Origin of the sequence: Streptomyces chartreusis NRRL 3882, from assembly GCF_900236475.1 — a bacterium.
GTDB classification, from domain to species: Bacteria; Actinomycetota; Actinomycetes; order Streptomycetales; family Streptomycetaceae; genus Streptomyces; species Streptomyces chartreusis_D.
Genome location: NZ_LT963352.1, coordinates 631383 through 657166 on the forward strand (window position 1 = coordinate 631383; position 25784 = coordinate 657166).

Consider the following 25784-nt stretch of genomic DNA (forward strand, 5'->3'; position numbering starts at 1 on the left):
TCGCGAAGATCCCTACTCCAGAGACGGCTCCCCGTGGTGGAACCGCCCCTCTCCACCGGTACCGCGAGGTGCACTCCGCCCGCTGAGTCGTTGACGGCGGGCTCCGCGACGGCCGGCAGACCGTCGCGCTGCATCGGGACGACCTCGACGGTGTTCTTGCCCCACCTTCCGGGAACTCCCCACCGGATTCGATGACTTTCCGGTCCTTGAGCCGCTGTCCTTCCTTCTGGGACTCCCTCGAACAGGACACGACCTGCACACCTGACGATCCGTCGGCCGAGTCGGCGTGGGGCGGCATCAGTGCCGTCGCAGCCCGCTGGGGACGGCCGTGAACACCCAAGATCGACAACTGGTCAAGCCCGAGGCGGCCTGCGAGGATGAAGGCCAGAGGCGCACGTACCAGTCTCACCAGGAGGTACCCGTGAAGATGCTGATCAACGTCCCGGAGACCGTGGTCGCGGATGCGCTGCGTGGTCTGGCGGCTGCCCACCCGGAGCTGACCGTGGACGTGGAGAACCGGGTGATCGTGCGGCGGGACGCCCCCGTGGCCGGGAAAGTGGGGCTGGTCTCGGGCGGTGGCTCGGGACACGAGCCGCTGCACGGGGGTTTCGTCGGGCCCGGCATGCTGTCGGCCGCCTGTCCTGGCGAGGTTTTCACCTCCCCCGTGCCCGACCAGATGCTGCGCGCGGCCGCCGCCGTGGACAGCGGGGCCGGGGTCCTGTTCATCGTGAAGAACTACACCGGTGACGTGCTCAATTTCGACATGGCCGCCGAGCTGGCCGAGGACGAGGGCATTCAGGTCGCGAAGGTACTGGTCAACGATGACGTGGCGGTGACCGACAGCCTGTACACGGCCGGGCGGCGCGGTACCGGCGCGACGCTGTTCGTGGAGAAGATCGCGGGCGCCGCCGCTGATGAGGGCATGCCACTGGAGCGGGTGGAGGCCATCGCCCGGCAGGTCAACGAGAACTCCCGCAGTTTCGGTGTCGCGCTGAGCGCGTGCAGCACGCCGGCCAAGGGCAGCCCCACCTTCGATCTGCCGCCCGGTGAACTGGAGTTGGGCATCGGGATCCACGGCGAACCCGGCCGGGAGCGGCGGGCGATGATGACGTCCGGCGAGATCGCCGAGGCCGCCGTCGAGGCGGTGGTGGAGGACCTCCGGCCGCGCAACCCCGTGCTGGTCCTCGTCAACGGCATGGGGGCGACGCCCCTGCTCGAGCTGTACGGCTTCAACGCCGAGGTGCACCGCGTGCTCGCCGCCCGGGGCGTCCCCGTCGCCCGCGTCCTCGTGGGCAACTACGTCACCTCCCTGGACATGGCGGGCGCCTCCCTCACCCTGTGCCAGGTGGACGAGGAGATGCTGCGGCTGTGGGACGCGCCGGTGAAGACGCCGGGTCTGCGCTGGGGCGTGTGACGCGGAAGGGGTAGAGGATCACCACGTACCTACCAGGCAAGGAGACCCAGTGCTCGACGCCGATTTCTTCCGCCGTTGGATGACGGCGACCGCCGCGTCCGTCGACCGTGAGGCGGAACGGCTCACCGCCCTCGACTCCCCCATCGGGGACGCCGACCACGGCAGCAACCTCCAGCGTGGCTTCACGGCCGTGACGGCGGCCCTGGAGAAGGAGGATCCCGGCACGCCGGGCGGGATCCTGACGCTGGCCGGGCGCCAGCTGATCTCGACGGTCGGCGGCGCCTCGGGGCCGCTGTACGGGACGCTGCTGCGCCGTACCGGCAAGGCGCTCGGGGATGCCGCCGAGGTCAGCGCGGAGCAGCTGGCCGAGGCGCTGCGGGCCGGGGTGGACGCGGTCATGACGCTGGGCGGTGCCGCGCCGGGCGACAAGACCATGATCGACGCGCTGGTGCCGGCGGTGGACGCGCTGGGCGACTCGTTCACGGCGGCCCGGACCGCCGCGGAGGAGGGCGCGGTGGCGACGACGCCGTTGCAGGCGCGCAAGGGCCGGGCGAGCTATCTGGGTGAGCGCAGCATCGGTCACCAGGACCCGGGTGCCACCTCGGCGGCGCTGCTCGTCGCCGGACTCGCGGAGGCCGCCGGTGAGTGACGAGCGGCTCGTGGGGATCGTGCTGGTGTCGCACAGCGCGGAGGTGGCCGCGTCGGTCGCCGCGCTGGCGAAGGGCCTCGCGGGCGGCGGCCCGGCGGTGCCCGTCGCCCCGGCGGGCGGCACCGAGAGCGGCGGGCTCGGCACCAGCGCCGAACTGATCGCCGCGGCGGCCGCGTCCGTCGACCGGGGTGCCGGCGTCGCCGTGCTGGCCGACCTGGGCAGCGCGGTGCTCACCGTGAAGGCGCTGCTCGCGGAGGGAGACGAACTCCCGGAGCAGACGCGGCTGGTGGACGCTCCGTTCGTGGAGGGGGCCGTCGCCGCGGTCGTCACGGCGGCCACCGGGGCCGACCTGGCGGCGGTGGAGTCGGCCGCAGCGGAGGCGTACACGTACCGGAAGGTGTGAGACCGGGCCGGGCACGCCGGATCGGCGTGCCCGGCGCCCATCGGCCGCCGGGCGGCGGAGGGGCCCCTGACGTTCCGTCAGTGCTCGGCGTCGCCCGGTCGGTCACTCCACGGCTCTCCGTCGAGCACTTGGTCGCCGACGAATCGCCTCGCCAGCCGCTCCCCCGCCGCCTCGGCCGCCGCGTGGTCCTCGATGGGTGACACGCGGGCGTTCTTGAAGACGATGTAAGTGACGCCGGAGGGTGTGCCGCCGCCCCGCGGGTCGGCGCGGACACCGAGGGCCTTGGCGGTCGCGTGGGACGCCTCTCCGATGATGTCCTGCGGGCCCGTGTCGCCGACGACCGCGTACTGCACACGGTCGCGGTGGACGACGGCCACGACGGAACCGCCGCCCACGCCGTGCTCCCGGTAGTCCCAGATGCGGCTCGGGGCGGGCACGACGATGAAGGGGAGGCGTTCGGCGCTCAGGGGACGGCCGTCCGACTGCGCGTAGGCGGTGCTGCCGGAGAAGTGGGGGTCCGTGCGGCGGTTGCAGCGGGGTCCGGGGCGGCCGTCGCAGTCGATGTCCATGTCGGCCTTCCAGAACACGGCGTCCTGGGTCCCGCAGACCGGGATCTTCGCGGGTGCGCCGCTGTCGCTGCGGTACCGGCCTCGGGAGACCGGAGCACAGTCCCGTACCTTGGCCAGCAGGTCGGCGGCGCTGACGGGGTTCTCGCGCCACACCACCGGCCGGGGCGGAGCGGCGGAGGGCGTCGTCGGGGCGAGCAGGGCGGCGCTGGCCGCGGCCAGTGTGAGCGACTGGACACGCACGATAGGTGAGCCTCTCCTGGGGAACCTGACGGGCACTCAGCCCAATCTGACCCCGGGGTGATCACCCGGCCACCGGTGGAGGGCCGGACGGTGCACGGCCCCAACCTCCGACAGCGGCCGGGGGCCTGAGTCCGTGTAAGAACCCAGGCGGGCCCCGGCCACCAGCGCCGGCGCGGGATCTGCGACGACAGCGGTCCGCGCGACAGGCCCGAACTTCCCGGTGTCCGCCAGGAGTTCGGCCGTGAGGACCTTCAGCATACGTAACTCTCCCGGGTGGTCACGAACGGCGGGGGGGTGACGCGGGCCCTCGCCGCGACCGGCGACACCACCGCCCTCTTGATGTCGTCGCGTCAGCCACGCCATATTGGTCCGGACCATTCCCGAGTTTCGGCCCCGGGAGGCAGTGCCGTGCGAGGCGTTTCCGTTTCCGTCCCGGCTCGTCCGCTCCGCCGCCTCGCGCTCTGCGGGGCCCTCGCGCTGGTCGCCTCCTGTGGTGCGGCCGGATCGGGCGAAGGGGACGCCGGCGGTCCGCCGGGAGCACCGACGGGTGTCACCGCTGCGGCGGGCAGCGCGACGAGCGTGCATGTCATGTGGAGCGCGACCGCACGGGCCGAGACCTACGAGGTGTATCGCGGCCCCCGTAAGGTCAAAGAAGTGCTGGGTTCGGAGCACATGGTGGATGTCACCAGGCTCCGGCCCGCCACGGTGTATGTCTTCACCGTGCGGGCCCGGGGCGCCGACGGGCGGCTCGGGCCGCCCAGCCGTGGGGTCCGGGCGAGGACACCGGCGGCCGCCGCGGACGACCACCGGGCACCGACCCGCCCGGCGGCGGCCCGCGGCCGCGCGGCCGGAAGCCGGGCGGCCCAGCTGTCCTGGTCCGCCTCGACGGACGACCGGTACGTGGTGTCGTACGACGTCCACCAGGGCGGCACGAAGATCCACAGCGTGGGCGGGGGCCGGACGGCGGCCGTGGTCACCGGGCTGCGGCCCGGCACGTCCTACTCGTTCACCGTCCGGGCCAGGGACGCGGCCGGCAACGTCTCCCCCGCCAGTCCCGCCGTCCGCCTCACCACGCCGGGCACGGACGACGGCCGCGCCATGGCCCCGACCTCCTTGCGGGCGACCGGCCACCGGGAGGACGGGGCCTACTACGTCGACCTGAGCTGGGTGCCGCCCCGCGTGGACGGCGAGGTCACCGAGTACGAGATCCATCTCGACGGCCGTCGGGCCACGTCCCTCGTGTTCGGCGGGAGCGCGCCGCGCGACCGGGCGACGTACAGCTTCTACGTGGGGCGGGCCGCCGGTGTCACCCATCGGGTCCGTGTCCGGGCGATGCTGCCGGACGGCACGTGGGGAGGCTTCTCGGCGGAGCGGACGGTGACGACGGGCGCGGGGAAGTGACGTCGTTCGTACGGATCCCGCGTGCGGTCCCCCGTCGGCCGCCCGAAGGAACCAGTCACCTGCACGGGGGCACCCGGCGTGCGGCCGGGCCCGGGGGCGCCTTGGCTGACCCTGAGGCAGCACGGGCGTTCCCCGATCCTCGGCGGCGCAAGGGATGTACCGCCAACCGTGCCGCCGGAGGGCAGTCCACATGCGCAACTCATCGCCAGTTCTCCGCTCCGGCCTGACCGTGGCCGCCGCCGCGCTGCCCCTCGCCCTGGCGGCGGTTCCCGCTGCCGCGGGTCCGGGCATCTCCGTGAGCACGACCGGGTCCACGGTGTCGGTCACGACCAGCGCGTGCACGCAGATCAACGGCAGCTGGGGCACCGCCTCGCTCCTCACCAGCAGTCAGGGCAGCTTCGCCCAGGGACGTCAGGTGACCCTGTCGGGAACGTCGACCAGTCAGTCCGCCGCCTGGTCGAACGTCTCGCCGGGGACGTTCACCGTCATCGTCATCTGCTCGGACGGCACCACCGCGGGCACGCAGTCGGTCGTCGTCTCCCCCGCTCCCTCCCCCACGAGGTCGCCGTCTCCCTCGGCCTCGCCGTCCCGCGGTGTCATGGGCGGGGTCGGCGGGAGCGCCACCGACTACGGCACCGTCGCGCTCGTGGCAGGCGGCGCGCTGGTCGGGACCGGCCTCCTCGCGACGGTCTGGTACCTGCGCCGGCGCAACAGGCCGTACCGGCTCTGATCCGGTACGAAGGGCGGCCCGCCCTCCCGAAGCGCTCCGGTCGGGCGGGCCGCCGTGACACCCCGGTCAGGCCGGGCGGGTCGGCTCGCCGTCCGGGAGTTCGGCGAGGTCCGCCAGGGCGCGCCTGAGCCACTGGGTCCAGAACGTCTCCAGGTCGATTCCGGCCTGGAGCACCAGATGCCGCAGCCGGTCCTCGGTGCCGTCCCGGCCGGGCGGGAAGTCACGCTTCTCGATCTCCTGGTACTCCGCCAGCTGCCGCTCGTGCAGCTCCAGGTGGCGTCGCAGATCGGCCTCCAGGCCCGCGGTGCCGACCACGGCCGCAGCCCTCAGCCGCAGCAGCAGCACGTCGCGGTGCGGCTTGGGGTCCTGGGAGGCGGCAGTCCAGCGGGCCAGTTCGGCGCGGCCCGCCGGCAGGACCTCGTAGCTCTTCTTCTGGCCGCGCGTCGGCTGCTCGGCGGGCAGGGCCCGGATCAGGCCGTCGGTCTCCAGCTTTCCCAGCTCGCGATAGATCTGCTGGTGCGTCGCGGACCAGAAGTACCCGATCGACCGGTCGAAGCGCCGGGTCAGCTCCAGCCCCGACGACGGCTTCTCGAGCAGGGCGGTGAGGATCGCGTGCGGGAGTGACATGGCCTCATCCTAGGGACGGGTTTCCGCACTACAGGGCGGCCGCAAGCTCGGTGCCCTGCTTGATGGCGCGCTTGGCGTCCAGTTCCGCGGCCACGTCGGCACCGCCGATGAGATGGGCGCTGCGTCCGGCTGCGACCAGTTCCTCGTACAGGCCGCGGCGCGGCTCCTGGCCGGTGCACAGCACGATGGTGTCGACCTCCAGCACGGTGCTCTCACCGTCGATCGTGAGGTGCAGTCCGGCGTCGTCGATCCGGTCGTAGCGGGCGCCCGGGACCATGGTGACGCCGCGGTGCTTGAGCTCGGTGCGGTGGATCCAGCCGGTGGTCTTGCCGAGGCCGGCGCCGACCTTGGAGGTCTTGCGCTGGAGCAGGTGGACGGTGCGCGGCGGGGCGGGCCGCTCGGGCGCGGCGAGGCCGCCGGGGGCGCGGTAGTCCAGGTCGACGCCCCACTGGCGGAAGTACGTCGGCGGGTCCTCGTGCGCCTTGTCGCCGCCGTCCGTGAGGTACTCGGCGACGTCGAAGCCGATGCCGCCCGCGCCGAGGATCGCGACCCGGTCGCCGACTGGTGCGCCGTCGCGCAGGACGTCGAGGTAGCCGAGGACGCTCGGGTGGTCGACGCCGGGGATGTCGGGGGTGCGCGGGGTGACGCCGGTGGCGACGACGACCTCGTCGAAGTCGTCGACGTCGCCTGCCGTGACGGGTGTGTTCAGCCGTACGTCGACACCGTGCCAGTCGAGCTGGGTGCGGAAGTAGCGGAGCGTCTCGTCGAACTCCTGCTTGCCGGGCACCCTGCGGGCGACGTTGAGCTGGCCGCCGATCTCGCTCGCCGCGTCGAACAGCGTCACCTCGTGCCCGCGTTCGGCGGCGGAGACGGCGCACGCCAGTCCCGCCGGCCCGGCGCCGACGACGGCGACGCGCTTGCGCAGCCGGGTCGGGGAGAGCACCAGCTCGGTCTCGTGGCAGGCGCGCGGGTTGACCAGGCAGGAGGTGATGAGACCGCTGAAGGTGTGGTCGAGGCACGCCTGGTTGCAGCCGATGCAGGTGTTGATCGCCTCGGGCCGGCCGGCGGCGGCCTTGACGACGAAGTCCGGGTCGGCGAGCATCGGGCGGGCCATCGACACCATGTCGGCCGCGCCGTCGGCGAGCAACTCCTCGGCGAGCTCGGGGGTGTTGATGCGGTTGGTGGTGACGAGCGGCACGGACACCTCGCCCATCAGCCGCTTGGTGACCCAGGTGTAGGCGCCGCGCGGCACGGAGGTCGCGATGGTGGGGATGCGGGCCTCGTGCCAGCCGATGCCCGTGTTGATGATGGTGGCGCCGGCGGCCTCGACGGCCTTGGCGAGGGTGATCACCTCGTCGAGCGTGGAGCCGCCCGGGACGAGGTCGAGCATGGACAGCCGGTAGACGACGATGAAGTCCTCGCCGACCGCCTCGCGCACCCGCCGCACGATCTCCAGCGGGAAGCGCATGCGGTTCTCGTACGAGCCGCCCCAGCGGTCGGTGCGCTGGTTGGTCTGCCGGGCGATGAACTCGTTGATGAGGTAGCCCTCGGAGCCCATGATCTCGACGCCGTCGTAGCCCGCGTGCCGAGCCAGGCGGGCGGCGCGGGCGTAATCGTCGATGGTCCGCTCGATGTCGGCGTCGGTGAGCTCGCGGGGCGGGTAGGGGCTGATCGGCGCATGGAGCGGGCTGGGCGCGACCAGGTCCTGGTGGTAGGCGTACCGGCCGAAGTGCAGGATCTGCATCGCGATCCGCCCGCCCTCGCCGTGCACCGCGTCGGTGATGACCCGGTGCTGCTCGGCCTCCGCCTCGGTGGTGAGCTTCGCGCCGCCCTCGTAGGGGCGTCCCTCGTCGTTGGGCGCGATGCCGCCGGTGACGATCAGACCCACTCCGCCGCGGGCTCGGGCCGCGTAGAAGGCGGCCATGCGGGCGAAACCGCCCTCGGCCTCCTCCAGACCGACGTGCATGGAGCCCATGAGGACCCGGTTGGGCAGGGTCGTGAAGCCCAGGTCGAGGGGGGTCAGCAGGTGCGGGTAACGGCTCATCGGGCCCTCCGTGCGCGGTGTCGTGTCTGTAGTTGTAGAGGACCCCCGACCGTTTATGCAACTAGTTGCACAAGGTGATGGAGGGCACAGTAGGTCCATGACCGGGGATCTCGGCCTCTCCTGCGTGGTGGAGCTCGCCGACACCGCTCGTCCGCAGTCTGACCGCCGTACCGGCCGGCCGGCTGAGTGCGGGCAGCCCGCCGCCGTGCTCTTGGGCACCTCAGCGGGTGGGGGGCCGCGGGCGCGGCTGCGGGTGCGGGCGAAGACGTCGAGCCCGTCGACCATCGGCGTGCCGACGGCCGAGGGCATTCCCGCCACAGCCGGCTTCGGTCTGCCGTACGAGGGCCTCCACGGCGTGGCCGAACGCGCCCACCTCGCGGACCCGCCCGTGGCGCACGCCGTCTACCGGCGGCCCGTCCTCGGCCTGCTGGACGCGTGAGGGGCGGTCACCGGCTTTCGAGGCGCACGTGCAGTTCCGTCTCCTGGTCGCCGGAGACAGTGCTGAGGTCCCGCACCTCGAACAGCGAGTCCAGCCTCATGCGGAACTGCTCGATCGCCCAGTAACCGCCGTGCAGGTCGGCGTCGACGGAGGACGACAGCCGGGCCGGTCGCGCCCCCTCGTGCCTGTCGGCGACGTCGAACGTGCCGAGCCACACCGTCGGGCGCGTCTCGTGCAGATCCTCGGGCACGTCGTCGGCGCACCGGTCGGACTCGAAGCAGGCGCACAGCGTGTCGAACACGATCCGGGCGTCCTGCTTGCTGCACCCGCTGATCTCCACCGAGACGGAGTGGGGATGCGGTCGCTCACGGTCCATGGTGATCGCTCCTCTCGTGGCGTATCCGCCCCTACCCCAGCAAAGCACCACCTTCTGCCAAGCACTACCGGCGGTGCCCCTGCCGTGATGACGGGTTTACGGAGCGGGCGGCTCCGTGTTGGGCGATGGTGGAAGGTGACGGAAGGGGCCTCGGATCGACGGCTCCGCGCGGTAGAACATGGGGTGTCGGCACCGTGACGGCGTGCCGCGAGAACGGCGAAGGCGGGGCATGGGATGAGTGCAGCCGGGTCTCCCATGGCCGAGGGCGACGAGCCGGCGCGCGCGCCGGTGCGGCCGAGCGGGCTGCTCGACGTCCTGCGCGTGGCCTCGGTGGTCCTGGACACCGAGGGCCGCATCGTGCTGTGGAGCCCCCAGGCCGAGGAGCTGTTCGGGTACGAGGCGCGGGAGGCGCTGGGGCAGTACGCCGCCCGGATCATGGTGCACGAGCAGCACCTCGATCTCGTGGTCAAACTGTTCGCGGACGTCATGGGCACCGGGCAGAGCTGGGCCGGGGCCTTCCCCGTCCGCCGCAAGGACGGCACCACGCGGCTCGTGGAGTTCCGCAACATGCGGCTGCTCGACGACCAGGGCGACGTCTACGCGCTCGGTCTGTGCGCCGACCAGTCGACCGTGCACCGGCTGGAGCGCGAGGTGGCGCTGTCGACGCGGATGATCGCCCAGTCCCCGATCGGTCTGGCCGTGCTGGACACCGACCTGCGGTACGTCTCGGTCAACCCGGCGCTGGAGGAGCTCAACGGCGTGCCGGCCGAGGAGCACCTCGGCCGCACGGTCCGTGACGTGGTGCCGCGGATGGACGTCGACGCCCTGGAGGCCGCGGCGCGCCGGGTGCTGGACACCGGGGAGCCGGTCGTCGACCAGTCCACGATCGGCCGCACCCCGGCCGACCCGGACCAGGACCACGCCTGGTCGATCTCGCTGTACCGGCTGGAGAACGCCTTCGGGACCGTGCTGGGCGTGGCCGTCTCGATCGTCGACGTCACCGAGCAGTACCGGGCGGGCATCGAGGCCGAGGCCGCGCGGCGCCGCCTGGCCATGATCGCCGACGCCTCCGGCCGCATCGGGACCACGCTGGACCTGGACCGCACGGCCCGTGAGCTCGCCGACGTGGCCGTGCCGGAACTCGCCGACATCGCGGCCGTGGACCTGCTGGACGCGGTGGTGCAGGGCCGGCGTACCAGCCTCGACCCGGCCGAGGCGGCGGTGATCCGCGCGCTGGCGGTCCAGGGCTACGACTCCGCCGAGGCGCTGGAGGCGGCCGACCCGCCCGGGCAGGTGGCCCGGTACGCGCCCGACCGGCTCGTCACCCAGTGCGTGCGCACGGCCAGTCCCGTGCTGCTGCCGCACGTCGAGGACGAGGACCTGGCCCGCATCGCCCGGTCCCCGGAGGCGGCCGGGCTGCTGGGCCGGGCCGGCGTGCACTCGTATCTGGCGGTGCCGCTGATCGCGCGCGGCGAGGTGCTGGGCGCCCTGGACCTCAAGCGCACCCGCAACCCGCTGCCCTTCACCGAGGACGATCTGCTGCTGGCCCGCGAGCTGGCCGCGCGGGCCGCCGTGCAGATCGACAACGCCCGCTGGTACCAGAGCGCCCGCGAAACCGCGCTCACTCTCCAGCGCAGCCTGCTGCCGAGCCATCCGCCCGTGACGGGCGGGCTGGAGGTCGCCTCCCGCTACCAGCCGGCCGGGGCCACGAGCGAGGTGGGTGGCGACTGGTTCGACGTGATCGGCCTGGAGGGCGGCAAGACCGCGCTCGTCGTGGGTGATGTGATGGGCAGCGGCATCCCCGCGGCGGCGGCCATGGGGCGGCTGCGCACGGCGACCAACACGCTGGCCTCCCTCGACCTCGATCCCGCCCTGCTGCTAGAGCACCTCGACAGGATCACCGCAGGGCTGGAACAGGCCATCGCCACCTGCGTCTACGCCATCCACGACCCGCATCTGCGGCAGTGCCGGATCGCCAACGCGGGTCATCTGCCGCCGGTGCGCGTCCGGGCCGGGCGTCCTCCCGAACTGCTCGACCTGCCGACCGGGGTGCCGCTCGGCGTGGGCGGTGTCGCCTTCTCCACGACGACCGTCGACCTGGAGCCGGGCGACCGGCTGGTGTTGTACACCGACGGCCTCGTCGAGACCAGGCGCGACCCGCTCGACGAACGGCTCGACACGCTGCTGTCCCTGCTCGAAGGGCCCGACCGCCCGCTGGAGGAGGTCTGCGACCTGCTGCTGCGCACCCTGCACGAGCCGGACAACTTCGACGACGTGGCCCTGCTCATCGCCCGGGCGACAACACCGGACTAGGGCACTCGAGCTCATATCGGCTGGTGGCTCGGCGCGGTGTCGCCCGCAGCTTCAAGCAGGTACGGCCACCAGTGACGCGTACTACGATGTGGGGGACTGGGGGACGGCGTCGCCGCAGGGGCCCCTACGGAAGAGCAAGGCACCGAACTCATTGAAACGGCGCACAATCTAGCGCTGCAAATCCGCGACCTGGGCCACTTGAGGGCGAGTTCTTCGAGCACCTCGTCGAAAGGTGCGCGGGAGCCCCGGACAGGGGAGGGTGGGAACAGGCCGCACGGGCCCAGGCTTGCGTCACAACTTGCCCAACCCGTGCGGACCTTCGCCTGTAACGGTCAGGGCGCCTGCCATGATCGTCACCATGGGGATACGCATCGCACCGGCCGCGGTGGCCGACTTCCATCAGGTCCTGGCTGATCACTCCCGTTACTGGGGCGAACGCGACCTTCGGTCGCTGCACCTTCTGGCACTGGTGCAGGAGTTCGGTTCCACATGCTTGGTTGCCCGGGCCGAGGACGGAATCCGCGGGTACATTTTCGGGTTCGTCACCCCGGAGGGCACCGGGTACGTGCATCTGATCGCCACGCGGGATGATGTCCGTGGCACCGGTCTCGGGCGTCGTCTGTACGCGGCGTTCGCTGAAGCAGCGGAATGTCACGGTGCACGGAAGTTGAAGGCGATCACGTCAGTCGAGAACGCCGGCTCGATCGCCTTCCATCGCAGCCTCGGCTTCGACACGAAGATCGTCGACGACTACAACGGCCCCGGCCGGGCTATGGCCGTCTTCCACCGAGATCTGCCGCTCAACGTCCCGCGGCCCTGACCCACCAACCGTCACCGGTAATCGCTCCCCAGGCCATTGGTCGCGTGATGATCTCGGTTCGTGGCACGTGGAGACCTGACGGACGAGCAAGGGGCGGTGCTGCCTCGCGGTCTGCTACGAGGCTGCCGTCCTCGTTGCCGCCATCAACGAGTGGTTGTGACGTACTGGTCCGACGACAACTCGAACACCCGCACTCGCCGACCGCCGGCGGGATTGACGGTCTCACGGAACAGATGCATCCCCAGTTTGGTCATGATCCGTTCGGAGGCGTCGTTGCCCACCTGAGTGATGCTGACGATCCGCTCCAGCCCTCGCTCTTCGAACCCGAACCGTACAGCGGCCGCAGCGGCCTCGGTGGCCAAGCCCTGCCCCCAGTGGGAACGTCCCAGCCGCCAGCCCACCTCAACCGCCGGCAGTACCTCCGGCAAGTAGTTGGGCACCGAAAGGCCCGTGAACCCTGCCAGCTCGCCAGTGGACCGGATCTCCACGGCGAACAGACCGAAGCCCTGCGACTCCCACTCGCTCTCCCACGCTCGGACCCGGCCGCGAGTCTGCTGTTCGTCAAAGACGCTGCCGTCACGGATCCACCGCATGACCTCGGGGTCGGAATTGACGGCGGCCATGGGCGCAACTTCTTCCTCGCGCCAGCGACGCAGGATCAAACGGGGAGTCTCAAGCGTGACCATCCAACCATTCTGGATCACAAATGGGCTCTCACTCACCTCACCAGGCACTTTCGATACACGCCCTGAGGGCCGCCGCCGGCGTTGGGCTGCGCGCTCCGACCGTTACGGTGCGACGCCGATCACGACATGGGCGTACAGCTCATCGGAGACGGCCAGGTGTGCCGTCAGGCCGTTGCGTTCGAAGGCCTCGAGGGCGGTCGGTGTCTGTTGGCGGCTCGTCTCCACGAGGACGCAGCCGCCGGACGCGAGCCAGCGGGGCGCCTCGGCCGCGACCCGGCGCAGGACGTCGAGGCCGTCCACGCCGCCGTCGAGGGCGACCAGCGGCTCGTGGGTGCGGGCCTCAGGGGGCAGCAGGCCGATCTCGTCGCTCGGTACGTACGGCACGTTGGCCGCGAGGATGCCGACGCGGCCCCGCAGGTCGACGGGCAGCGCCTCGAACAGGTCACCCTGGTGGACGTGACCGCCGGCGGCGGCGATATTGCCACGGGCGCAGCGCACCGCGACGGGGTCGATGTCGGCGGCGTGCAGTTCCACGCTGCCGAGTCCGGCGGCCAGCGCCGCCCCGACGGCGCCCGAACCGCAGCACAGGTCCACGACGACGCCGGCGCCGGGCGCCCGGGCCAGGGCCTGCTCGACCAGGAACTCGGTGCGGCGGCGCGGCACGAAGACGCCCGGGTCGACGGTGATGCGCAGGCCCCGGAACTCGGCCCAGCCGACGACGACTTCGAGGGGCAGGCCCGCGGCACGGCGTTCGACCATGGCGGCGGCTTCGGCCGGGGTGCGAGCGGTGGCGAGGATCAACTCGGCCTCGTCCTCGGCGAAGACGCAGCCGGCGGTGCGCAGCGCGGCGACGACGGAGCCGCGGGAGGACGGTGGAACGGGAGACACGGAGGGCATGGAAGCCAGGAGCCTTTCGAGATTCGAAGGGCGCTCCGGCGGTCGCCTACGGCCGGCGATCCGCGCGACATCGAGGAGAGAGCACCCGGGCTGACACAGCGGTAATGGGTCTCACCTCCTCGGTTTTCGACGGCCGGGTCCGTCCACAGCCGGACGGCAACACTACCCGACGGCCCGGCCGACCGGTACGGCACCGGGTCCATCGCCCCGTCGGCAGGCCATGGGACAGGTGGTTGGGTCATGCAACCATGGAGGACGGGAAGCCGACGTGGTGAGGGAGGTCCGATGAAGTCCGCCGACGCCGTGGAGACCATCCAGCGGGAGATGACGGTCTTCGCCCGCCGCGCCCGTGCCGCGGCGGGGCGGATGCACCCGGAGCTGTCTCTGGTGTCGTACACACTGCTCGGGCACCTGGAGGAGAGCGGCGGATGCCGAGCCACGGACCTGGCCGTCCACTACGCCCTGGACAAGTCCACCGTCAGCCGTCAGGTGGCCGCCCTGGAACGCGCCGGTCTGATCGAACGCCGCCCCGACGCGGAGGACCAGCGCGTCCTGGTCCTGCATCTGACGGAGGCCGGCCGGCGCATCCTGGCCCAGGTCACCGAGAGCCGCCGCGCGGCCTTCCGGGAGCGGCTGGCGGACTGGCCGGCCGAGGACCTGGCGCGATTCGCCGACTACCTCGTGCGCTACAACGCGGGCCCGGCTCCCGGCCGGCACGACCAGGGTCGCACCGCACCTACGGACGACCAGGCGCGCACCACACCTGCGCACGACTAGGTGCGCGCCGCACGTACGGTTGAATACGCAATCACTGAGACGCCGGCCGGCGGGGCACCGCCGGCCCGGCCCGGAGGCACACCGCATGCACATCACCCGAGGCTTCACCGGGCGCCCACGCGGGGACGACCCCGGTCTGCCGCCCGGCCAGTACGACGCGGGCGACGACTGGCCCGTGCTGTCCGCCGAGGTCACGCCGGACCTCGCGCCGGCCGACTGGACGTTCCGTATCGACGGTCTGGTGGACGAGCCGCGCACCTGGGACTGGGAGGAGGCGCACCGGCTGCCGCCGTCGGCCTACGAGGGCGCCATCCACTGTGTGACGAGCTGGTCGAAGTTCGGGGTGCGGTTCGCAGGGGTGTCCCTGGACGCGTTCTGGGATGTGGTCCGGCCCCATGGGTCGGCCACCCATGCCGTCGCCTACTCGCACACCGGCTACACCACGAACCTCCCGCTCGCCGACCTGACCGGCGGGCGCGCCTGGATCGTGTGGGAGTACGACGGCGGGCCGCTCGCCCCGGAGCACGGCGGCCCGGCGCGGCTGCTGGTGCCGCACCTGTACTTCTGGAAGAGCGCCAAGTGGATAGCGGGCCTGCGGATCCTCGACCACGACGAGCCGGGTTTCTGGGAGCAGAACGGCTATCACGAACGGGGCAACCCCTGGCAGGAGCAGAGGTACTCCGGTGACTGAGACGTTCGCGCCCCCCACGCGGTTCGCCGTGCCCGGGCGCATCGCCGTGAGCGAGCAGGCCGCCTCCGCGTGGCGGACCGCCACGCTGACCGGGATGCGCCGCGAGACCGCGCGTGCCGCCACCTTCCGGTTCGCCGTGCCCGGCTGGCCGGGGCACCTGCCCGGTCAGCATCTGATGGTGCGGCTGACCGCCGAGGACGGCTATGCGGCCCAGCGTCACTACTCGATCGCGTCCGCGCCGGACGACTCCGGGCACGTCGAGCTGACCCTCGATCACGTCGAGGGCGGCGAGGTCTCGGGCTGGTTCCACACCGTCGCCCGGCCCGGTGACCAGGTCGAGGTGCGGGGCCCGGTGAGCGGCTTCTTCGCCTGGCCGGGCGACCGGCCCGCGCTGCTGATCGGCGCCGGCTCCGGCGTCGTGCCGCTGATGTCGATGGTCCGGCACCACCGGGCGCGGAACCTGGCGGTTCCGCTGCGGCTGCTGGTGTCCGCGCGCAGTCCCGAGGAGCTCATCTACGCCCGGGAGTTCGGACCCGAGACGACGCCCGTGTTCACGCGGAGCGCGCCGGAGGGTGTGGCGGTGGGACGTATGGCGGAAGCACATGTGGCGCCGCTCCTGGCCGAGCAGCCTCCCGGCGGCTGGGAGGCCTATGTGTGCGGCTCCAACTCCTTCGCCGAGCACGCCTCCCGGCTGCTCGTGACGGCGGGTCAGCCGGTGGACCGCATCCGGATCGAGCGTTTCGGCTGACCTCGACGGCGGCTCCTCCCCGGTGGTGACAGGCCTCCCCGGTGGTGACAGGCCCTTCCCGTTGGTGACAGGCTCCTCCCCCCCCGGTGACGGCACAGGGAGTGGCGTACGGCTCGCCACAGCGCGCCCCGGTGTTTCACCGCGGCGCGCCCGGGCACTCCGGCCGAAGAGCTCCGGCACGCGACGACCCGGGCCGTGCCGAGCGATCGATGTGTGTCGGAGGGGGTACCTGACCCGTGTGGGCACTCGCACGCGTGACGTGACGCGGACGGAGCGGCGGCGCCGCCACCGCACGACCGGTCCGGCCCTCCGGCCGCGGTGACGGCGAGGAGGTCGACATGGGAACCCGGGTGCGCGGCTGGCGTTGGCGGCACAGTCCGCTGCGGCGCCGGTCGGATGTCGTCGAGGCGTGGACGGTGCTGGTGGTCGCCGTCCTGATACTGGTGGGCGCGCCTCTGGCGGGCGCGGCCGCCGCCTGGTGGGCCCATGGCGAGGCGCGGTCGGTCTCCGCGGAGCAACAGGCCGAGCGCCACCGCGTCCGTGCCGAGGTCGTCGGCCGGAAGGGCGACACGCCGCCGTCGGTGCAGGCAGACGGGCGGCACACGTACCGAGCCACCGTGCGCTGGACCGAGCCGGGCGAGGGCGCGCGCACCACTACGGCGCGGGTCCCCGGGGGCACCCGGCCGGGTGAGGTCGTGGACGTGTGGTTCGACTCCGAGGGTCGTGTCGTGAGCCCGCCGGTGGACGGCACGGCGGTCTGGCAGCACACCCTCACCATGGGCACGTGCGCCGCGGGCGGTGTGGTGCTCGTGGTGCTCCTCGGCCACTCCGTCGTGCGCCGGGTCGCGCTGCGCCGCCGGCTGGCCGAGTGGGAGCGGGAGTGGGCCCGTACTGAGCCGGAGTGGACGCATCGCGACGCGTGACACGACCGACAAACGGCAGGTGAATGGCGGCGGCAAAAGGCCTGGCGGCCCCTCCGACCGCCCCCGTAGTGTGATCATCCGCACTGTCTCCGCAGCCGTTCCTCACCCAAGGCGGTCCTACATGGCCCTGTTCGACCTTCCTCTCGACGAACTCCGCGAGTACCGCAGCGCGTCCACCGAGCCCGAGGACTTCGACGCGTTCTGGTCCAAGACGCTCCAGGAGGCACGCGAGCACGACCTGGACGCCCGCTTCGAACCGGTCGACACGGGACTGTCCACGGTGCAGGTGTTCGACGTGACGTTCGCCGGGTTCGGCGGCCACCCCGTCAAGGGCTGGCTGATACTGCCGGCGGGGGCGGACGGCCCGCTGCCGCTGGTCGTGGAGTTCATCGGGTACGGCGGCGGACGCGGGCTGCCGCACGAGCATCTGCTGTGGGCGTCCACGGGCCGGGCGCACTTCGTGATGGACACCCGCGGGCAGGGCAGCGCCTGGGGAGCGGGCGGCGGCACGGCCGACCCGGTGGGCGGCGCCCCCGCATACCCCGGTTTCATGACGCGCGGTATCGACGCGCCGGAGAACTACTACTACCGCCGGGTGTTCACCGACGCCGTGCGTGCCGTGGAGGCGGCCCGCTCGCACCCTCTCACCGACCCGGCGCGCACGGTCGCTGTCGGTGGCAGCCAGGGCGGCGGCATCACGATCGCGGTCGGCGGCCTGATCCCGGACCTGGCGGGCATCGCGCCGGACGTGCCGTTCCTGTGCGACTACCCGCGCGCGGCGACGATCACGGACCGCCACCCGTACCGCGAGATCGGCCTGTACCTCAAGACGCACCGCGGCCGTACCGAGCAGGCCCTGCGCACGCTCTCCTACTTCGACGGCGTCCACTTCGCCACCCGCGGCGGGGCTCCCGCGCTCTTCTCGGCCGCCCTGGAGGACCAGACCTGCCCGCCCTCGACCGTCTTCGCGGCCTTCAACGCCTGGAACCACGAGGACAAGACGATCGAGGTGTACGACTTCAACGACCACGAGGGCGGGGGCCCCTTCCAGGAGGCGGCCAAGCTGCGCTGGATGCGTTCGTACATCTGATCCCGCCGCCGGCCGGCGACTGATCCGGCCGTTTCAGCGGCGGCAGGCTTCCACCAAGTCCGACCAGTCGGTACGTTCTTCGCGCCCGGGCCGCTCCTCTGCGGCCCGGCCCGGCGAAGTGGTGGAGGGGCCATGTCCGAGAACGAGGCACAGGTGCGCGGTCACTGCGACCCGCGTTTCACGGCGGTACGCAGCGCGTTCGAGGAGAACTTCCGGGACCGGGGCGAGCTGGGTGCCGCGGTGGCCGTCACCGTCGGCGGCGGGACGGTGGTGGACCTGTGGGGAGGCTGGGCCGACGCGGCACACACCCGGCCGTGGGAACAGGACACGCTGGTCAACGTGTGGTCCACGACCAAGGGGCCGGTGGCACTGTGCGCGCACATCCTCGCCGACCGGGGGCTGCTGGACCTCGACGCGCCGGTGGCCGTGTACTGGCCGGAGTTCGCCGCGGCGGGCAAGGAGAAGGTGCTCGTACGGCATCTGCTGTCCCACCGCGCCGGTCTGGCCGGGTTGCGTGAACCGCACTCGCTGGAGCAGCTCTGCGACTGGGAGTTGACCACACAGCGGCTCGCGGCGACGCAGCCCTGGTGGGAACCGGGAACCACGTCCGGCTATCACGCACTGACCTACGGCCATCTGGTGGGCGAAGTCGTGCGGCGGGTGTCGGGGCTGCTGCCGGGGGCCTTCCTGGAACGGGAGGTGACCGGGCCGCTCGGCATCGACTTCCGAATCGGCCTGCCGGAGAAGGACTACGGGCGGGCGGCCGAGCTGGACCAGCCGCCCGTCGCGACGAGCAGTGAACAGGCCGCCGTCTTCGCCCAGTTGGCACCCGCGGCGATCGCCGCGCTGACCAACCCCGCGGTGTCCGCCGCCGCGGCCGGCACGCCCGGGTGGCGGGCCGCCGAGATACCCGCGGCGAACGGGCACGGCACCGCGCGTGCGGTCGCCGAGCTCTACGGCGTCTTCGCGGGAGGCGGCTCGTACGGGGGCCACCGCGTCCTGTCCCCCGCAGCGGCGGAGCGGGTGCGCGAGGGACAGGGCAGATGCCGGGATCTGGTGCTCGGCGCCGGGTTCGAGGGCGAGACCGAGGCGGCGCTCGGGCTGTGGCTCAGCGGATCCAACGGCTCCTACGGACCCAATCCGCGCGCTTTCGGTCACGACGGCTTCGGCGGCTCCTGCGGGCTCGCGGACCCGGAGGCGGGGGTGTCGATGGGCTACGTGATGAACCGGATGGGGCCTCATATCGCGGACGACCCGCGGAAGATGGCGCTGATCGACGCTTTGTACAGCGCACTCTGACGGTCGGTGCGGGCGGGCCGGTTTCGGCCGAACCACCCGCCCGCCCTTCCCGGCTGGTTTAGACCAATGCTAGACCTGGTGGCGCAATGAGCCCGCACGGCTACCGAACGTCACCAACAGGAGGCGCGGCATGGCCCGCACCACCCCGCACGACCACCCGCCGACCGAAGGAGAGCCCCTGTACCGGCGGATCGCCACGGAGTTGCTCGGCGAACTGCGCGACGGCACGGTGCCGCCCGGCGAGCGGCTGCCGGGCGAGCGGCGGCTGGCCGGACACTTCGGGGTCAGCCGGGAGACGGTACGGCAGGCGCTGGAGCTGCTGCGTCACGACGGCCTCGTCGCCACCGACCGGCGCGGCAGCCACGCCACCCTGCCCGGCCGGCCGGTCGAGACCCCGGCCGCGCTCACCTTCCCGGTCGGCGCCGGGGCAGCGACACCGGGCACGGTCGCCCGCGCCACCGTGGCCTGGGAGCCGCCCCCGCCGGACCACGCCGAGGCCCTGGGCCTGGCCCCGGACCGGCCCACCCTGATCCACCGCTACCGGTATGCCACCGCCGACGGACGCGGACTGCGTACCGCCGTGACGTCCTTCTCCGCCGTGGCGCTCGCGGAGGTGGAGGAGCTCGCACGCTACCGCGACCGCGCCGACGGCACCGCCGCCGCGCACCTGCGGCGCGCCTACGACTGGATGCGGCGCGCCGGTCTGACCCTGCACCACCGCGACGCCATCACCCCCCTCGCGAGCACGCCGTCGGTGCGGGTCACCCGGCGCGTGCACGACCAGTACGCGCGTCCGCTGGAGATCACCGACCTCGTGGTGGACGCCCAACAGGACGCGCTGGTCTACGAGTTCACCCTGCCGGGCCGGGCGCCTACGCCCGCCACTGCCGGGGCGTCACGCCGTACGCGGCCTTGAATCGGCGCGCGAAGTGGCTGGGATCGGTGAAACCCCAGGCACGGGCGACCGAGGCGATGGTCCGAGTGCGTCCCACCGGGGAGACCAGGGCGGCGCGGGCACCTTCGAGGCGCTGCTCGATGATCCACTGCTCCAGGCTCAGCCCGGCCCGCGCGCACAGGCGGTACAGGGCGCGCACGGAGATGTTGTGGGCGTGCGCGACACGGGAGGCCGTGAGGTCCGGTTCCGTCAGATGGGTGCGGGCGTAGGCGAGGACGCGCTGGAGGAGGGACTCGGCCGGGACGGGCCGGGCGTCGGCGTCCACTCCGGCGGCGGAGGTGAGCAGCGCGCGCACGAGTTCCACGGTGGCCGTGCCGAGGGCGGCCGCACCCGGGTCGCCTTCGAGGGTGTCGGCGTCGGCGTGAAGGCGGGCGATGTGCACGCGGACCATGTCGTACAGAGGACTGGCCCGCAGCCGCTCGGCGCCCCGGCGGACGATGTGCGGGGGCACGCCGAGGAGGTCGTACGGCACCTGGAGGGCCCGTGCGCCCCCGCGGCCCGACCAGGCGAACTCGTAGGGGATCGTCAGGTCGTTGAGCATCAGCTCGCCTGGTTCGACCAGGTCCTGCCGGTCCGACTGGCCGAACCGGCCCGTGCCGTGGACCTGGAGGGACAGGGAGACCATCGACGGACCCTCAAGACGCAGACAGCGGGGGCTACGGGTCACTGCCCAGCCGGAGGAACTGCTCGTGAAGAGCATGAGCTCGCCGAAGTGCCAGCGCTCCATCCGCGCGAACACCCGCTCCCCGCTCTCCTCCATGCGGACGCGCGACGGCACGGACGAACTCAGCAGGGCGGCACGGAAGGCCTCCACGCGCTCGTCCGCCGCCAGCTCCGCCGTGTCCAGAAGGATCATCCCCAGCCCTCCCCGCCCCCGGCACGGTGAGTCGAGGACCGGACACCGTGAGCCGATCCGTCCACCGCTTCCGCTGCCAGTATCGGCCAGAGGCGAACGCCCTGCGCGTGTCCGGGGCGACCGAGACCGAGTTTCAGGGGGGAACGACCGAATGAGCACACCTGACGAGGAGCTGATCGAGCGGGCCAACGCCGCCGGCCGGACGCCCGTCGTCTTCGTCCACGGCCTGTGGCTGCTGCCGAGCAGCTGGGACCGCTGGGCGCAGCACTTCGAGCGGGCCGGGTACGCCCCGGTCTCGCTGTCCTGGCCCGACGACCCCGGCACCGTCGAGGAGGCCAACCGTCACCCGGAGGTCCTCGCCGGCAAGACGGTCGGGCAGGTCGCCGACCACCTCGCGGGACTGATCGGCGGCCTGAAGCGCAATCCGGCGGTCATCGGTCACTCGTTCGGCGGACTGCTCACCCAGATTCTCGCCGGGCGGGGCCTGTCCGCCGCGTCGGTCGCGATCGACCCGGCGCCGTTCCGGGGCGTGCTGCCGCTGCCCGTGTCGTCGCTGCGCTCGGCGGCGCCGGTGCTGACCAACCCGGCCAACCGCAACCGTGCCGTGCCGCTCACCTTCGACCAGTTCCGGTACGCCTTCGCCAACGCGGTGAGCGAGGAGGAGGCCCGGCAGCTGTACGAGACGTTCGCGGTACCGGCACCGGGCGCGCCGCTGTTCCAGGCGGCCACGGCGAACCTCAACCCGTGGACCGAGGCGAAGGTCGACACCGAGAACCCGGAGCGCGGTCCGCTGCTGATCATCTCGGGCGAGAAGGACCACACCGTGCCGTGGGCACTGTCCAACGCCTCGTACCGGCGCCAGCGGCGCAATCCCGGGATCACGGAGATCATCGAGATCAAGGACAGGGGCCACGCCCTGACCATCGACCACGGCTGGCAGGAGGTCGCGGACACCGCTCTGGCGTTCGTGCGGCGTTTCGTCTGATCTCGTCCCACGCACCGAGAGGATTCCCCATGAGCACGTTCACCACGTCCGACGGAACCGAGATCTACTACAAGGACTGGGGCGAGGGTCAGCCCGTGGTCTTCAGCCACGGCTGGCCCCTCAACGCGGACGCCTGGGACGGGCAGGCCCGTCTGGTCGCCGAGCACGGGTTCCGGGCGATCGCGCACGACCGCCGCGGGCACGGCCGCTCGGGTCAGCCGTGGCAGGGCAACCACATGGACCGGTACGCCGACGACCTGGCCGAGCTGATCGAGGCGCTGAACCTCGGCGACGCGGTCCTGGTGGGCCATTCGACCGGCGGCGGCGAGGTGGCCCGGTACATCGGGCGGCACGGGACCGCGCGGGTCGCCAAGGCCGTGCTGCTGGGCGCGGTGCCGCCGCTGATGCTGCGGACGGAGGCCAATCCGGAGGGCACCCCGAAGGACGCCTTCGACGGGATCCGCGCGGCCGTGGAGGCGGACCGCTCGCAGTTCTACTGGGAGCTGAGCGAGAGTTTCTACGGCTTCAACCGGCCCGGGGCCGCCGTGTCGGAGGGTGTGCGGCGGGCGTTCTGGATGTGGAGCATGCAGGCCGGGCTGAAGGGCGCCTACGACTGCGTCGCGCAGTTCTCGGAGACCGACTTCACCGAGGACCTCGGGCGGATCGACGTGCCGACGCTGGTCGCGCACGGCGACGACGACCAGATCGTGCCGATCGGCGCCTCGGCCCAGCGGACCGCCCAGCTCGTCAAGGACGCGACGCTGAAGGTGTACCCGGGCGCCCCGCACGGTCTGGTGGGCGACTTCGAGAAGGCGTTCAACGACGATCTGCTGAACTTCCTGCGCGGCTGACTAACCCGGAGTCCGGGCGACGACCAGCCGCACCCGCGGGCTGCCGTCCCGCCGTCGGCCGAACTCCGGCAGCGCGTGGAGATCCACCCGGAAGCCGGCCCGGGCGAGTTCACGCCGTACGTCCCCGAAGCGGAACGCGCGGTAGTACATGACGAACGGAGGCCGCCACAGCGCGTTGCGCACCCGCATCACCGCGTCGAAGCCGAGCAGCATCCAGTAGCCGAGCGAGCCCGGGCGGGGCGGAGCCACCAGCGGAAACGCGAAGCAGCCGCCCGGCCGCAGGACGGAGCGGACCTGCGCGAACAGCCCGGGCAGCTCGCGGGGCAGGAAGTGCCCGAAGGCCCCGAAGCTCACCACCAGGTCGAAGGCGGACCCGAAGGGCAGGGCGCGGGCATCCGCGCGGACGAAGGAGACCGGCGGCCCGGTCGGCCGGACCCGCTCCCGGGCCACGTCGAGCATGCCGGCGCTGAAGTCGACACCGACGACCCGCTCCCGGCACACCCCTGCCAGCACACCGACGCCCGCGCCGGTTCCGCAGCACAGGTCGAGCCCGGCGTCGAAGGGTCCCGTCCGCCGCAGCGCCGATTCGACGGCGTCGAGGACCGCGTCGGGCGTCCGGAAAGGGGTGTGATCGAACTTCGGCGCGAGGAGGTCGTAGCCGCGCTCGACGGACGACAGCGCCTGGGCGGCGAGCTCGCGCAGGCTGGGGCCTTCGGGGCTGAACATCGGCTCAGCCTAGGGCCTGTCCGGCAGATGCCCGTCGTCCGCCCGGAGGGCGGGCTCCGCGACGTCTGGTGCGTGCGCTCGCGGCGAACGTGCGTGCCGGACGCCGCGGAGCAGGCGGGGGTTGTCAGACAGGCCCTAGGGGAGCTCGCTGCTTCAGGACGGTGAGTACGCGCGCGCACCAGCGGAGGTTCTCCTCCTCGAAGGCGATGCCTCCCATCAGCGTGAGGTACGGGCCGATGCGGTCGGCCTCCCGCAGGTACTCCTCCTCGCTGCGGCCGGCCAGGAGGCGTTCGCGGACGCGCTCGTAGCGGGCGAGCTTGCCGCGGGACCACGCCTCGCGTTCCTCGACCAGCGCACGGGTGGCCTCGGGGTCCGTTCCGTCCATGGCCTGGATCTTGATGAGGAGTTCGTCGCGGATGGCGGTGGGCCGGCGGGGCGGCGTGACGGCGAAGGCGCGCAGGTCCTGACGGCCCGCCTCGGTGAGCGTGAACATCCGCTTGTCGGGCCGCCGTTCCTGGCGCACCACCCTGGCCTCGATCAGCCCGTCCTGCGCGAGACGCTCCAGTTCCCGGTAGAGCTGCTGCGGGGTCGCGGCCCAGAAGTTCGCGAGCGACACGTCGAACACCTTGGACAGCTCGTACCCCGAGGCCTCCCCCTCCAGGAGGGCGGCCAGCACGGCGTACTTGAGTGACATGTGGACAGCGTAGCAACGGTTGATTAATCTAATCCGCACCTACTCAATTAATTGACCAAGGCGGGGTTCGATGCGTGCATTCCGTGAGGCGGTCGAGGCACTCGACCTCGACGCCGTCGAGGCGCTGCTGGCGCCGGACGTCGTCTTCACCAGCCCGGTCGTGTTCAAGCCGTACACCGGCAAGCCGATCACCGCGGCGATCCTGCGCGCCGTCTCCGGTGTCTTCGAGGACTTCCGCTACGTGCGCGAGATCAACGACGCGAACGGTCGTGACCACGCCCTGGTCTTCACCGCCCGCGTGGGCGACCGGGAGCTCAACGGCTGCGACTTCATCCACGTCGACGAAGACGGGCTCATCGACGAACTGACCGTGATGGTGCGTCCGTTGTCGGCGGCGCAGGCGCTGGCGGCGGCCATGGGCGCGCAGTTCGAGCGGATCGCCGAGGAGGCACGGGCGCACTCGATGTGAGCGACACGTCCGAGGTCCGTTTCCCGCGTTCTGCCGCCGTTCGCGGCGCGCCGACGGTTGGATGTCCTCATGACGTCCGTCGATCACGACCGGCTGATGCGGGCCAACCAGGCGAACTGGGACGCCCGCACGCCCGTCCATCTCGCCAGCCGGTTCTACGGTCTCGACCAAAACCCCGACCCCGAGCGCTGGTTCGCGCCCTGGGAGTGGGAGGACCTCGGCGAGCTGGCCGACCGTGATGTGCTGCACCTCCAGTGTCACCTCGGCACGGAGACGATCGCCTTCGCACGGCGCGGCGCCCGGGCCGTCGGCCTCGACTTCTCCGAGGCGTCCGTGGCGGCCGCGACCGGCATCGCCGCGCAGGCCGGCGCGGACGTGACGTACGTCCGGGCGAACGTGTACGACGCCCACGAGGCCCTGGACGGGCGGCAGTTCGACGTCGTCTACACCGGCAAGGGCGCCCTGTGCTACCTGCCGGACCTGCACCGGTGGGCGGAGGTCGTCGGTCGGCTCCTGCGCCCCGGCGGCCGGTTCTACGTCGTCGAGTTCCACCCCCTGCTCAACTCGCTCGGCCCGAAACCCGCTCCGGGTGAGGGCCCCGAGCTGCTCCTGCGCCACGACTACCTGGGCGGCGGCGGTCCCGTGCACCGGGACGCGACCCACACCTACACGGACGGCCCGGCCGTCGAGGGCGCCACGGACAGTTACGAGTGGATGCATGGAATGGGCGAGGTCGTCAACGCGTTGACGGAGGCGGGACTGACCGTCCGGCGGCTGCGGGAAAGCGACGAACTTCCCTGGCCGCGCTGGCCGCAGATGGTCCGTACGGAGTCCGGCTGGTGGCGGTTGCCCGAGCCGCGGATCCCCCTGCTGTACGGGCTGCTGGCCACACACTGAGGTACATCTCTCTCCCCCGGTGCCCCATCGGGTGGTAACCTGCGAAGAGCACTTGTGCACGCCCCTCTCTGTGGGCGCCGGTGCGATTCTTCCTCTCTCCATCATTCCCGGCATCTCGACGTGCTCTGTCGTACCCGAGGTGCTGTTCCCCGCCGCCGGAGGCGTGCCCCAGGCCCTCCCCTCGCGGCCCTCTCCCCCTCCCTTCGCATGTCTCA

The 25784-nt window shown here is 72.1% G+C and carries 28 protein-coding genes; 19 read left to right on the plus strand and 9 right to left on the minus strand.

Annotated elements, in window-relative coordinates:
* Positions 1-421: 421 nt before the first annotated feature.
* Genes dhaK through SCNRRL3882_RS02915 form a run of 3 tightly spaced genes read left to right on the plus strand, consistent with a single transcriptional unit; the run spans position 422 to position 2466 of the window.
* Positions 422-1414: a dihydroxyacetone kinase subunit DhaK gene (dhaK, locus tag SCNRRL3882_RS02905; protein WP_010044065.1), complete on the plus strand. Its 993-nt coding sequence runs from the start codon at positions 422-424 to the stop codon at positions 1412-1414.
* A gap of 49 nt (positions 1415-1463) precedes the next feature.
* Complete coding sequence (dhaL, locus tag SCNRRL3882_RS02910) at positions 1464-2063, plus strand: dihydroxyacetone kinase subunit DhaL (protein ID WP_010044064.1); 600 nt, start codon at positions 1464-1466, stop codon at positions 2061-2063.
* The gene (locus SCNRRL3882_RS02915; RefSeq protein ID WP_010044061.1) at positions 2056-2466 is read left to right on the plus strand and encodes a PTS-dependent dihydroxyacetone kinase phosphotransferase subunit DhaM; all 411 of its coding nucleotides are present in this window, start codon (positions 2056-2058) and stop codon (positions 2464-2466) included. The genes dhaL and SCNRRL3882_RS02915 overlap by 8 nt, the downstream gene beginning before the upstream one ends.
* A 77-nt stretch (positions 2467-2543) precedes the next feature.
* Here SCNRRL3882_RS02915 and SCNRRL3882_RS02920 read toward each other — a convergent pair whose 3' ends face one another.
* The gene (locus tag SCNRRL3882_RS02920; protein ID WP_010044060.1) at positions 2544-3275 is read right to left on the minus strand and encodes a glycoside hydrolase family 75 protein; all 732 of its coding nucleotides are present in this window, start codon (positions 3273-3275) and stop codon (positions 2544-2546) included.
* Positions 3276-3683: 408 nt separating this feature from the next.
* Between SCNRRL3882_RS02920 and SCNRRL3882_RS02930 the strand changes: the two genes are divergently transcribed.
* Positions 3684-4676 carry a fibronectin type III domain-containing protein gene (locus SCNRRL3882_RS02930; RefSeq protein ID WP_029181463.1) on the plus strand — a complete coding sequence of 331 codons (993 nt, stop codon included), beginning with the start codon at positions 3684-3686 and terminating at the stop codon, positions 4674-4676.
* Positions 4677-4866: 190 nt separating this feature from the next.
* On the plus strand, positions 4867-5406 hold the full coding sequence (locus SCNRRL3882_RS02935) for a hypothetical protein (protein ID WP_010044057.1): 540 nt from the start codon (positions 4867-4869) through the stop codon (positions 5404-5406).
* A gap of 66 nt (positions 5407-5472) precedes the next feature.
* Here SCNRRL3882_RS02935 and SCNRRL3882_RS02940 read toward each other — a convergent pair whose 3' ends face one another.
* Both SCNRRL3882_RS02940 and SCNRRL3882_RS02945 read right to left on the minus strand, forming a co-directional pair.
* Positions 5473-6033, minus strand: a complete 561-nt coding sequence (locus SCNRRL3882_RS02940) for a PadR family transcriptional regulator (RefSeq protein WP_010044054.1) — start codon at positions 6031-6033, stop codon at positions 5473-5475.
* Between the two features lie 28 nt (positions 6034-6061).
* Positions 6062-8077, minus strand: a complete 2016-nt coding sequence (locus SCNRRL3882_RS02945; protein WP_010044053.1) for an FAD-dependent oxidoreductase — start codon at positions 8075-8077, stop codon at positions 6062-6064.
* A gap of 97 nt (positions 8078-8174) precedes the next feature.
* Here SCNRRL3882_RS02945 and SCNRRL3882_RS42355 point away from each other — a divergent pair, with 97 nt between their 5' ends.
* Positions 8175-8516, plus strand: a complete 342-nt coding sequence (locus SCNRRL3882_RS42355) for a hypothetical protein (RefSeq protein ID WP_010044051.1) — start codon at positions 8175-8177, stop codon at positions 8514-8516.
* A 7-nt stretch (positions 8517-8523) separates the two neighbouring features.
* Here the strand turns inward: SCNRRL3882_RS42355 and SCNRRL3882_RS02955 are convergent, their stop codons facing one another.
* Positions 8524-8892 carry a hypothetical protein gene (locus SCNRRL3882_RS02955; RefSeq protein WP_010044049.1) on the minus strand — a complete coding sequence of 123 codons (369 nt, stop codon included), beginning with the start codon at positions 8890-8892 and terminating at the stop codon, positions 8524-8526.
* A gap of 234 nt (positions 8893-9126) precedes the next feature.
* On the opposite strand from SCNRRL3882_RS02955, the gene SCNRRL3882_RS02960 reads away from it, so the two are divergent.
* Together SCNRRL3882_RS02960 and SCNRRL3882_RS02965 are read left to right on the plus strand one after the other, a co-directional pair.
* The gene (locus SCNRRL3882_RS02960) at positions 9127-11205 is read left to right on the plus strand and encodes a SpoIIE family protein phosphatase (RefSeq protein ID WP_029181462.1); all 2079 of its coding nucleotides are present in this window, start codon (positions 9127-9129) and stop codon (positions 11203-11205) included.
* A 346-nt stretch (positions 11206-11551) separates the two neighbouring features.
* Positions 11552-12025: a GNAT family N-acetyltransferase gene (locus SCNRRL3882_RS02965; protein WP_010044045.1), complete on the plus strand. Its 474-nt coding sequence runs from the start codon at positions 11552-11554 to the stop codon at positions 12023-12025.
* 143 nt (positions 12026-12168) lie between these two features.
* On the opposite strand, the gene SCNRRL3882_RS02970 is transcribed toward SCNRRL3882_RS02965, so the two are convergent.
* Positions 12169-12711 carry a GNAT family N-acetyltransferase gene (locus SCNRRL3882_RS02970; RefSeq protein WP_029181461.1) on the minus strand — a complete coding sequence of 181 codons (543 nt, stop codon included), beginning with the start codon at positions 12709-12711 and terminating at the stop codon, positions 12169-12171.
* 102 nt (positions 12712-12813) lie between these two features.
* Positions 12814-13608: a putative protein N(5)-glutamine methyltransferase gene (locus SCNRRL3882_RS02975; protein ID WP_010044041.1), complete on the minus strand. Its 795-nt coding sequence runs from the start codon at positions 13606-13608 to the stop codon at positions 12814-12816.
* Positions 13609-13893: 285 nt separating this feature from the next.
* On the opposite strand from SCNRRL3882_RS02975, the gene SCNRRL3882_RS02980 reads away from it, so the two are divergent.
* The 7 genes from SCNRRL3882_RS02980 (at position 13894) to SCNRRL3882_RS03010 (ending at position 20052) form a co-directional block, all read left to right on the plus strand.
* On the plus strand, positions 13894-14385 hold the full coding sequence (locus SCNRRL3882_RS02980; protein WP_010044039.1) for a MarR family winged helix-turn-helix transcriptional regulator: 492 nt from the start codon (positions 13894-13896) through the stop codon (positions 14383-14385).
* Between the two features lie 85 nt (positions 14386-14470).
* Entirely contained in the window at positions 14471-15076 is a 606-nt protein-coding gene (locus SCNRRL3882_RS02985; protein ID WP_010044038.1) for a sulfite oxidase-like oxidoreductase, read from the plus strand.
* A complete protein-coding gene (locus SCNRRL3882_RS02990) occupies positions 15069-15824 on the plus strand; it encodes a ferredoxin reductase (protein ID WP_010044036.1) in 756 nt (251 codons plus the stop codon). Before SCNRRL3882_RS02985 ends, SCNRRL3882_RS02990 begins: the two co-directional genes overlap by 8 nt.
* 338 nt (positions 15825-16162) lie before the next feature.
* Entirely contained in the window at positions 16163-16747 is a 585-nt protein-coding gene (locus SCNRRL3882_RS02995) for a hypothetical protein (protein WP_010044035.1), read from the plus strand.
* 121 nt (positions 16748-16868) lie between these two features.
* Positions 16869-17837 carry an acetylxylan esterase gene (locus tag SCNRRL3882_RS03000; protein WP_010044033.1) on the plus strand — a complete coding sequence of 323 codons (969 nt, stop codon included), beginning with the start codon at positions 16869-16871 and terminating at the stop codon, positions 17835-17837.
* Positions 17838-17969: 132 nt separating this feature from the next.
* Positions 17970-19136 carry an EstA family serine hydrolase gene (locus SCNRRL3882_RS03005; protein WP_010044032.1) on the plus strand — a complete coding sequence of 389 codons (1167 nt, stop codon included), beginning with the start codon at positions 17970-17972 and terminating at the stop codon, positions 19134-19136.
* Between the two features lie 130 nt (positions 19137-19266).
* Positions 19267-20052, plus strand: a complete 786-nt coding sequence (locus SCNRRL3882_RS03010; protein ID WP_010044029.1) for a GntR family transcriptional regulator — start codon at positions 19267-19269, stop codon at positions 20050-20052.
* Here SCNRRL3882_RS03010 and SCNRRL3882_RS03015 read toward each other — a convergent pair.
* Positions 20009-20947: a helix-turn-helix domain-containing protein gene (locus SCNRRL3882_RS03015; RefSeq protein ID WP_010044027.1), complete on the minus strand. Its 939-nt coding sequence runs from the start codon at positions 20945-20947 to the stop codon at positions 20009-20011. The genes SCNRRL3882_RS03010 and SCNRRL3882_RS03015 overlap by 44 nt on opposite strands.
* Before the next feature lie 151 nt (positions 20948-21098).
* Here SCNRRL3882_RS03015 and SCNRRL3882_RS03020 point away from each other — a divergent pair, with 151 nt between their 5' ends.
* Positions 21099-21932: an alpha/beta hydrolase gene (locus tag SCNRRL3882_RS03020; protein ID WP_010044025.1), complete on the plus strand. Its 834-nt coding sequence runs from the start codon at positions 21099-21101 to the stop codon at positions 21930-21932.
* 29 nt (positions 21933-21961) lie between these two features.
* Positions 21962-22783 (plus strand): alpha/beta fold hydrolase, encoded by an 822-nt coding sequence (locus SCNRRL3882_RS03025; RefSeq protein WP_010044023.1) that lies wholly within the window; start codon positions 21962-21964, stop codon positions 22781-22783.
* Here the strand turns inward: SCNRRL3882_RS03025 and SCNRRL3882_RS03030 are convergent, their stop codons facing one another.
* Positions 22784-23509 (minus strand): class I SAM-dependent methyltransferase, encoded by a 726-nt coding sequence (locus tag SCNRRL3882_RS03030; protein WP_010044022.1) that lies wholly within the window; start codon positions 23507-23509, stop codon positions 22784-22786.
* Positions 23510-23633: 124 nt separating this feature from the next.
* Positions 23634-24203, minus strand: a complete 570-nt coding sequence (locus SCNRRL3882_RS03035) for a PadR family transcriptional regulator (RefSeq protein ID WP_010044021.1) — start codon at positions 24201-24203, stop codon at positions 23634-23636.
* A gap of 70 nt (positions 24204-24273) precedes the next feature.
* Between SCNRRL3882_RS03035 and SCNRRL3882_RS03040 the strand changes: the two genes are divergently transcribed.
* Together SCNRRL3882_RS03040 and SCNRRL3882_RS03045 are read left to right on the plus strand one after the other, a co-directional pair.
* Entirely contained in the window at positions 24274-24672 is a 399-nt protein-coding gene (locus SCNRRL3882_RS03040) for a nuclear transport factor 2 family protein (RefSeq protein WP_010044020.1), read from the plus strand.
* A 69-nt stretch (positions 24673-24741) separates the two neighbouring features.
* The gene (locus tag SCNRRL3882_RS03045; RefSeq protein WP_010044018.1) at positions 24742-25569 is read left to right on the plus strand and encodes a class I SAM-dependent methyltransferase; all 828 of its coding nucleotides are present in this window, start codon (positions 24742-24744) and stop codon (positions 25567-25569) included.
* Positions 25570-25784 lie beyond the last annotated feature (215 nt).

Bases quoted from the DNA above. Each gene is read 5' to 3' on its own strand.
- SCNRRL3882_RS03005 (WP_010044032.1), top strand. From the start codon at position 17,970: ATGTCCGAGAACGAGGCACAGGTGCGCGGTCACTGCGACCCGCGTTTC.
- SCNRRL3882_RS03020 (WP_010044025.1), top strand. From the start codon at position 21,099: ATGAGCACACCTGACGAGGAGCTGATCGAGCGGGCCAACGCCGCCGGC.
- SCNRRL3882_RS03025 (WP_010044023.1), top strand. From the start codon at position 21,962: ATGAGCACGTTCACCACGTCCGACGGAACCGAGATCTACTACAAGGAC.
- SCNRRL3882_RS03040 (WP_010044020.1), top strand. From the start codon at position 24,274: ATGCGTGCATTCCGTGAGGCGGTCGAGGCACTCGACCTCGACGCCGTC.
- SCNRRL3882_RS02935 (WP_010044057.1), top strand. From the start codon at position 4,867: ATGCGCAACTCATCGCCAGTTCTCCGCTCCGGCCTGACCGTGGCCGCC.
- SCNRRL3882_RS02940 (WP_010044054.1), bottom strand. From the start codon at position 6,033: ATGTCACTCCCGCACGCGATCCTCACCGCCCTGCTCGAGAAGCCGTCG.
- SCNRRL3882_RS03045 (WP_010044018.1), top strand. From the start codon at position 24,742: ATGACGTCCGTCGATCACGACCGGCTGATGCGGGCCAACCAGGCGAAC.
- SCNRRL3882_RS03035 (WP_010044021.1), bottom strand. From the start codon at position 24,203: ATGTCACTCAAGTACGCCGTGCTGGCCGCCCTCCTGGAGGGGGAGGCC.
- SCNRRL3882_RS02965 (WP_010044045.1), top strand. From the start codon at position 11,552: ATGATCGTCACCATGGGGATACGCATCGCACCGGCCGCGGTGGCCGAC.
- SCNRRL3882_RS02985 (WP_010044038.1), top strand. From the start codon at position 14,471: ATGCACATCACCCGAGGCTTCACCGGGCGCCCACGCGGGGACGACCCC.
- SCNRRL3882_RS02945 (WP_010044053.1), bottom strand. From the start codon at position 8,077: ATGAGCCGTTACCCGCACCTGCTGACCCCCCTCGACCTGGGCTTCACG.
- SCNRRL3882_RS02970 (WP_029181461.1), bottom strand. From the start codon at position 12,711: ATGGTCACGCTTGAGACTCCCCGTTTGATCCTGCGTCGCTGGCGCGAG.
- SCNRRL3882_RS03000 (WP_010044033.1), top strand. From the start codon at position 16,869: ATGGCCCTGTTCGACCTTCCTCTCGACGAACTCCGCGAGTACCGCAGC.
- SCNRRL3882_RS02975 (WP_010044041.1), bottom strand. From the start codon at position 13,608: ATGCCCTCCGTGTCTCCCGTTCCACCGTCCTCCCGCGGCTCCGTCGTC.
- SCNRRL3882_RS03030 (WP_010044022.1), bottom strand. From the start codon at position 23,509: ATGTTCAGCCCCGAAGGCCCCAGCCTGCGCGAGCTCGCCGCCCAGGCG.
- SCNRRL3882_RS02960 (WP_029181462.1), top strand. From the start codon at position 9,127: ATGAGTGCAGCCGGGTCTCCCATGGCCGAGGGCGACGAGCCGGCGCGC.
- SCNRRL3882_RS03015 (WP_010044027.1), bottom strand. From the start codon at position 20,947: ATGATCCTTCTGGACACGGCGGAGCTGGCGGCGGACGAGCGCGTGGAG.
- SCNRRL3882_RS42355 (WP_010044051.1), top strand. From the start codon at position 8,175: ATGACCGGGGATCTCGGCCTCTCCTGCGTGGTGGAGCTCGCCGACACC.
- SCNRRL3882_RS03010 (WP_010044029.1), top strand. From the start codon at position 19,267: ATGGCCCGCACCACCCCGCACGACCACCCGCCGACCGAAGGAGAGCCC.
- SCNRRL3882_RS02995 (WP_010044035.1), top strand. From the start codon at position 16,163: ATGGGAACCCGGGTGCGCGGCTGGCGTTGGCGGCACAGTCCGCTGCGG.
- SCNRRL3882_RS02980 (WP_010044039.1), top strand. From the start codon at position 13,894: ATGAAGTCCGCCGACGCCGTGGAGACCATCCAGCGGGAGATGACGGTC.
- SCNRRL3882_RS02955 (WP_010044049.1), bottom strand. From the start codon at position 8,892: ATGGACCGTGAGCGACCGCATCCCCACTCCGTCTCGGTGGAGATCAGC.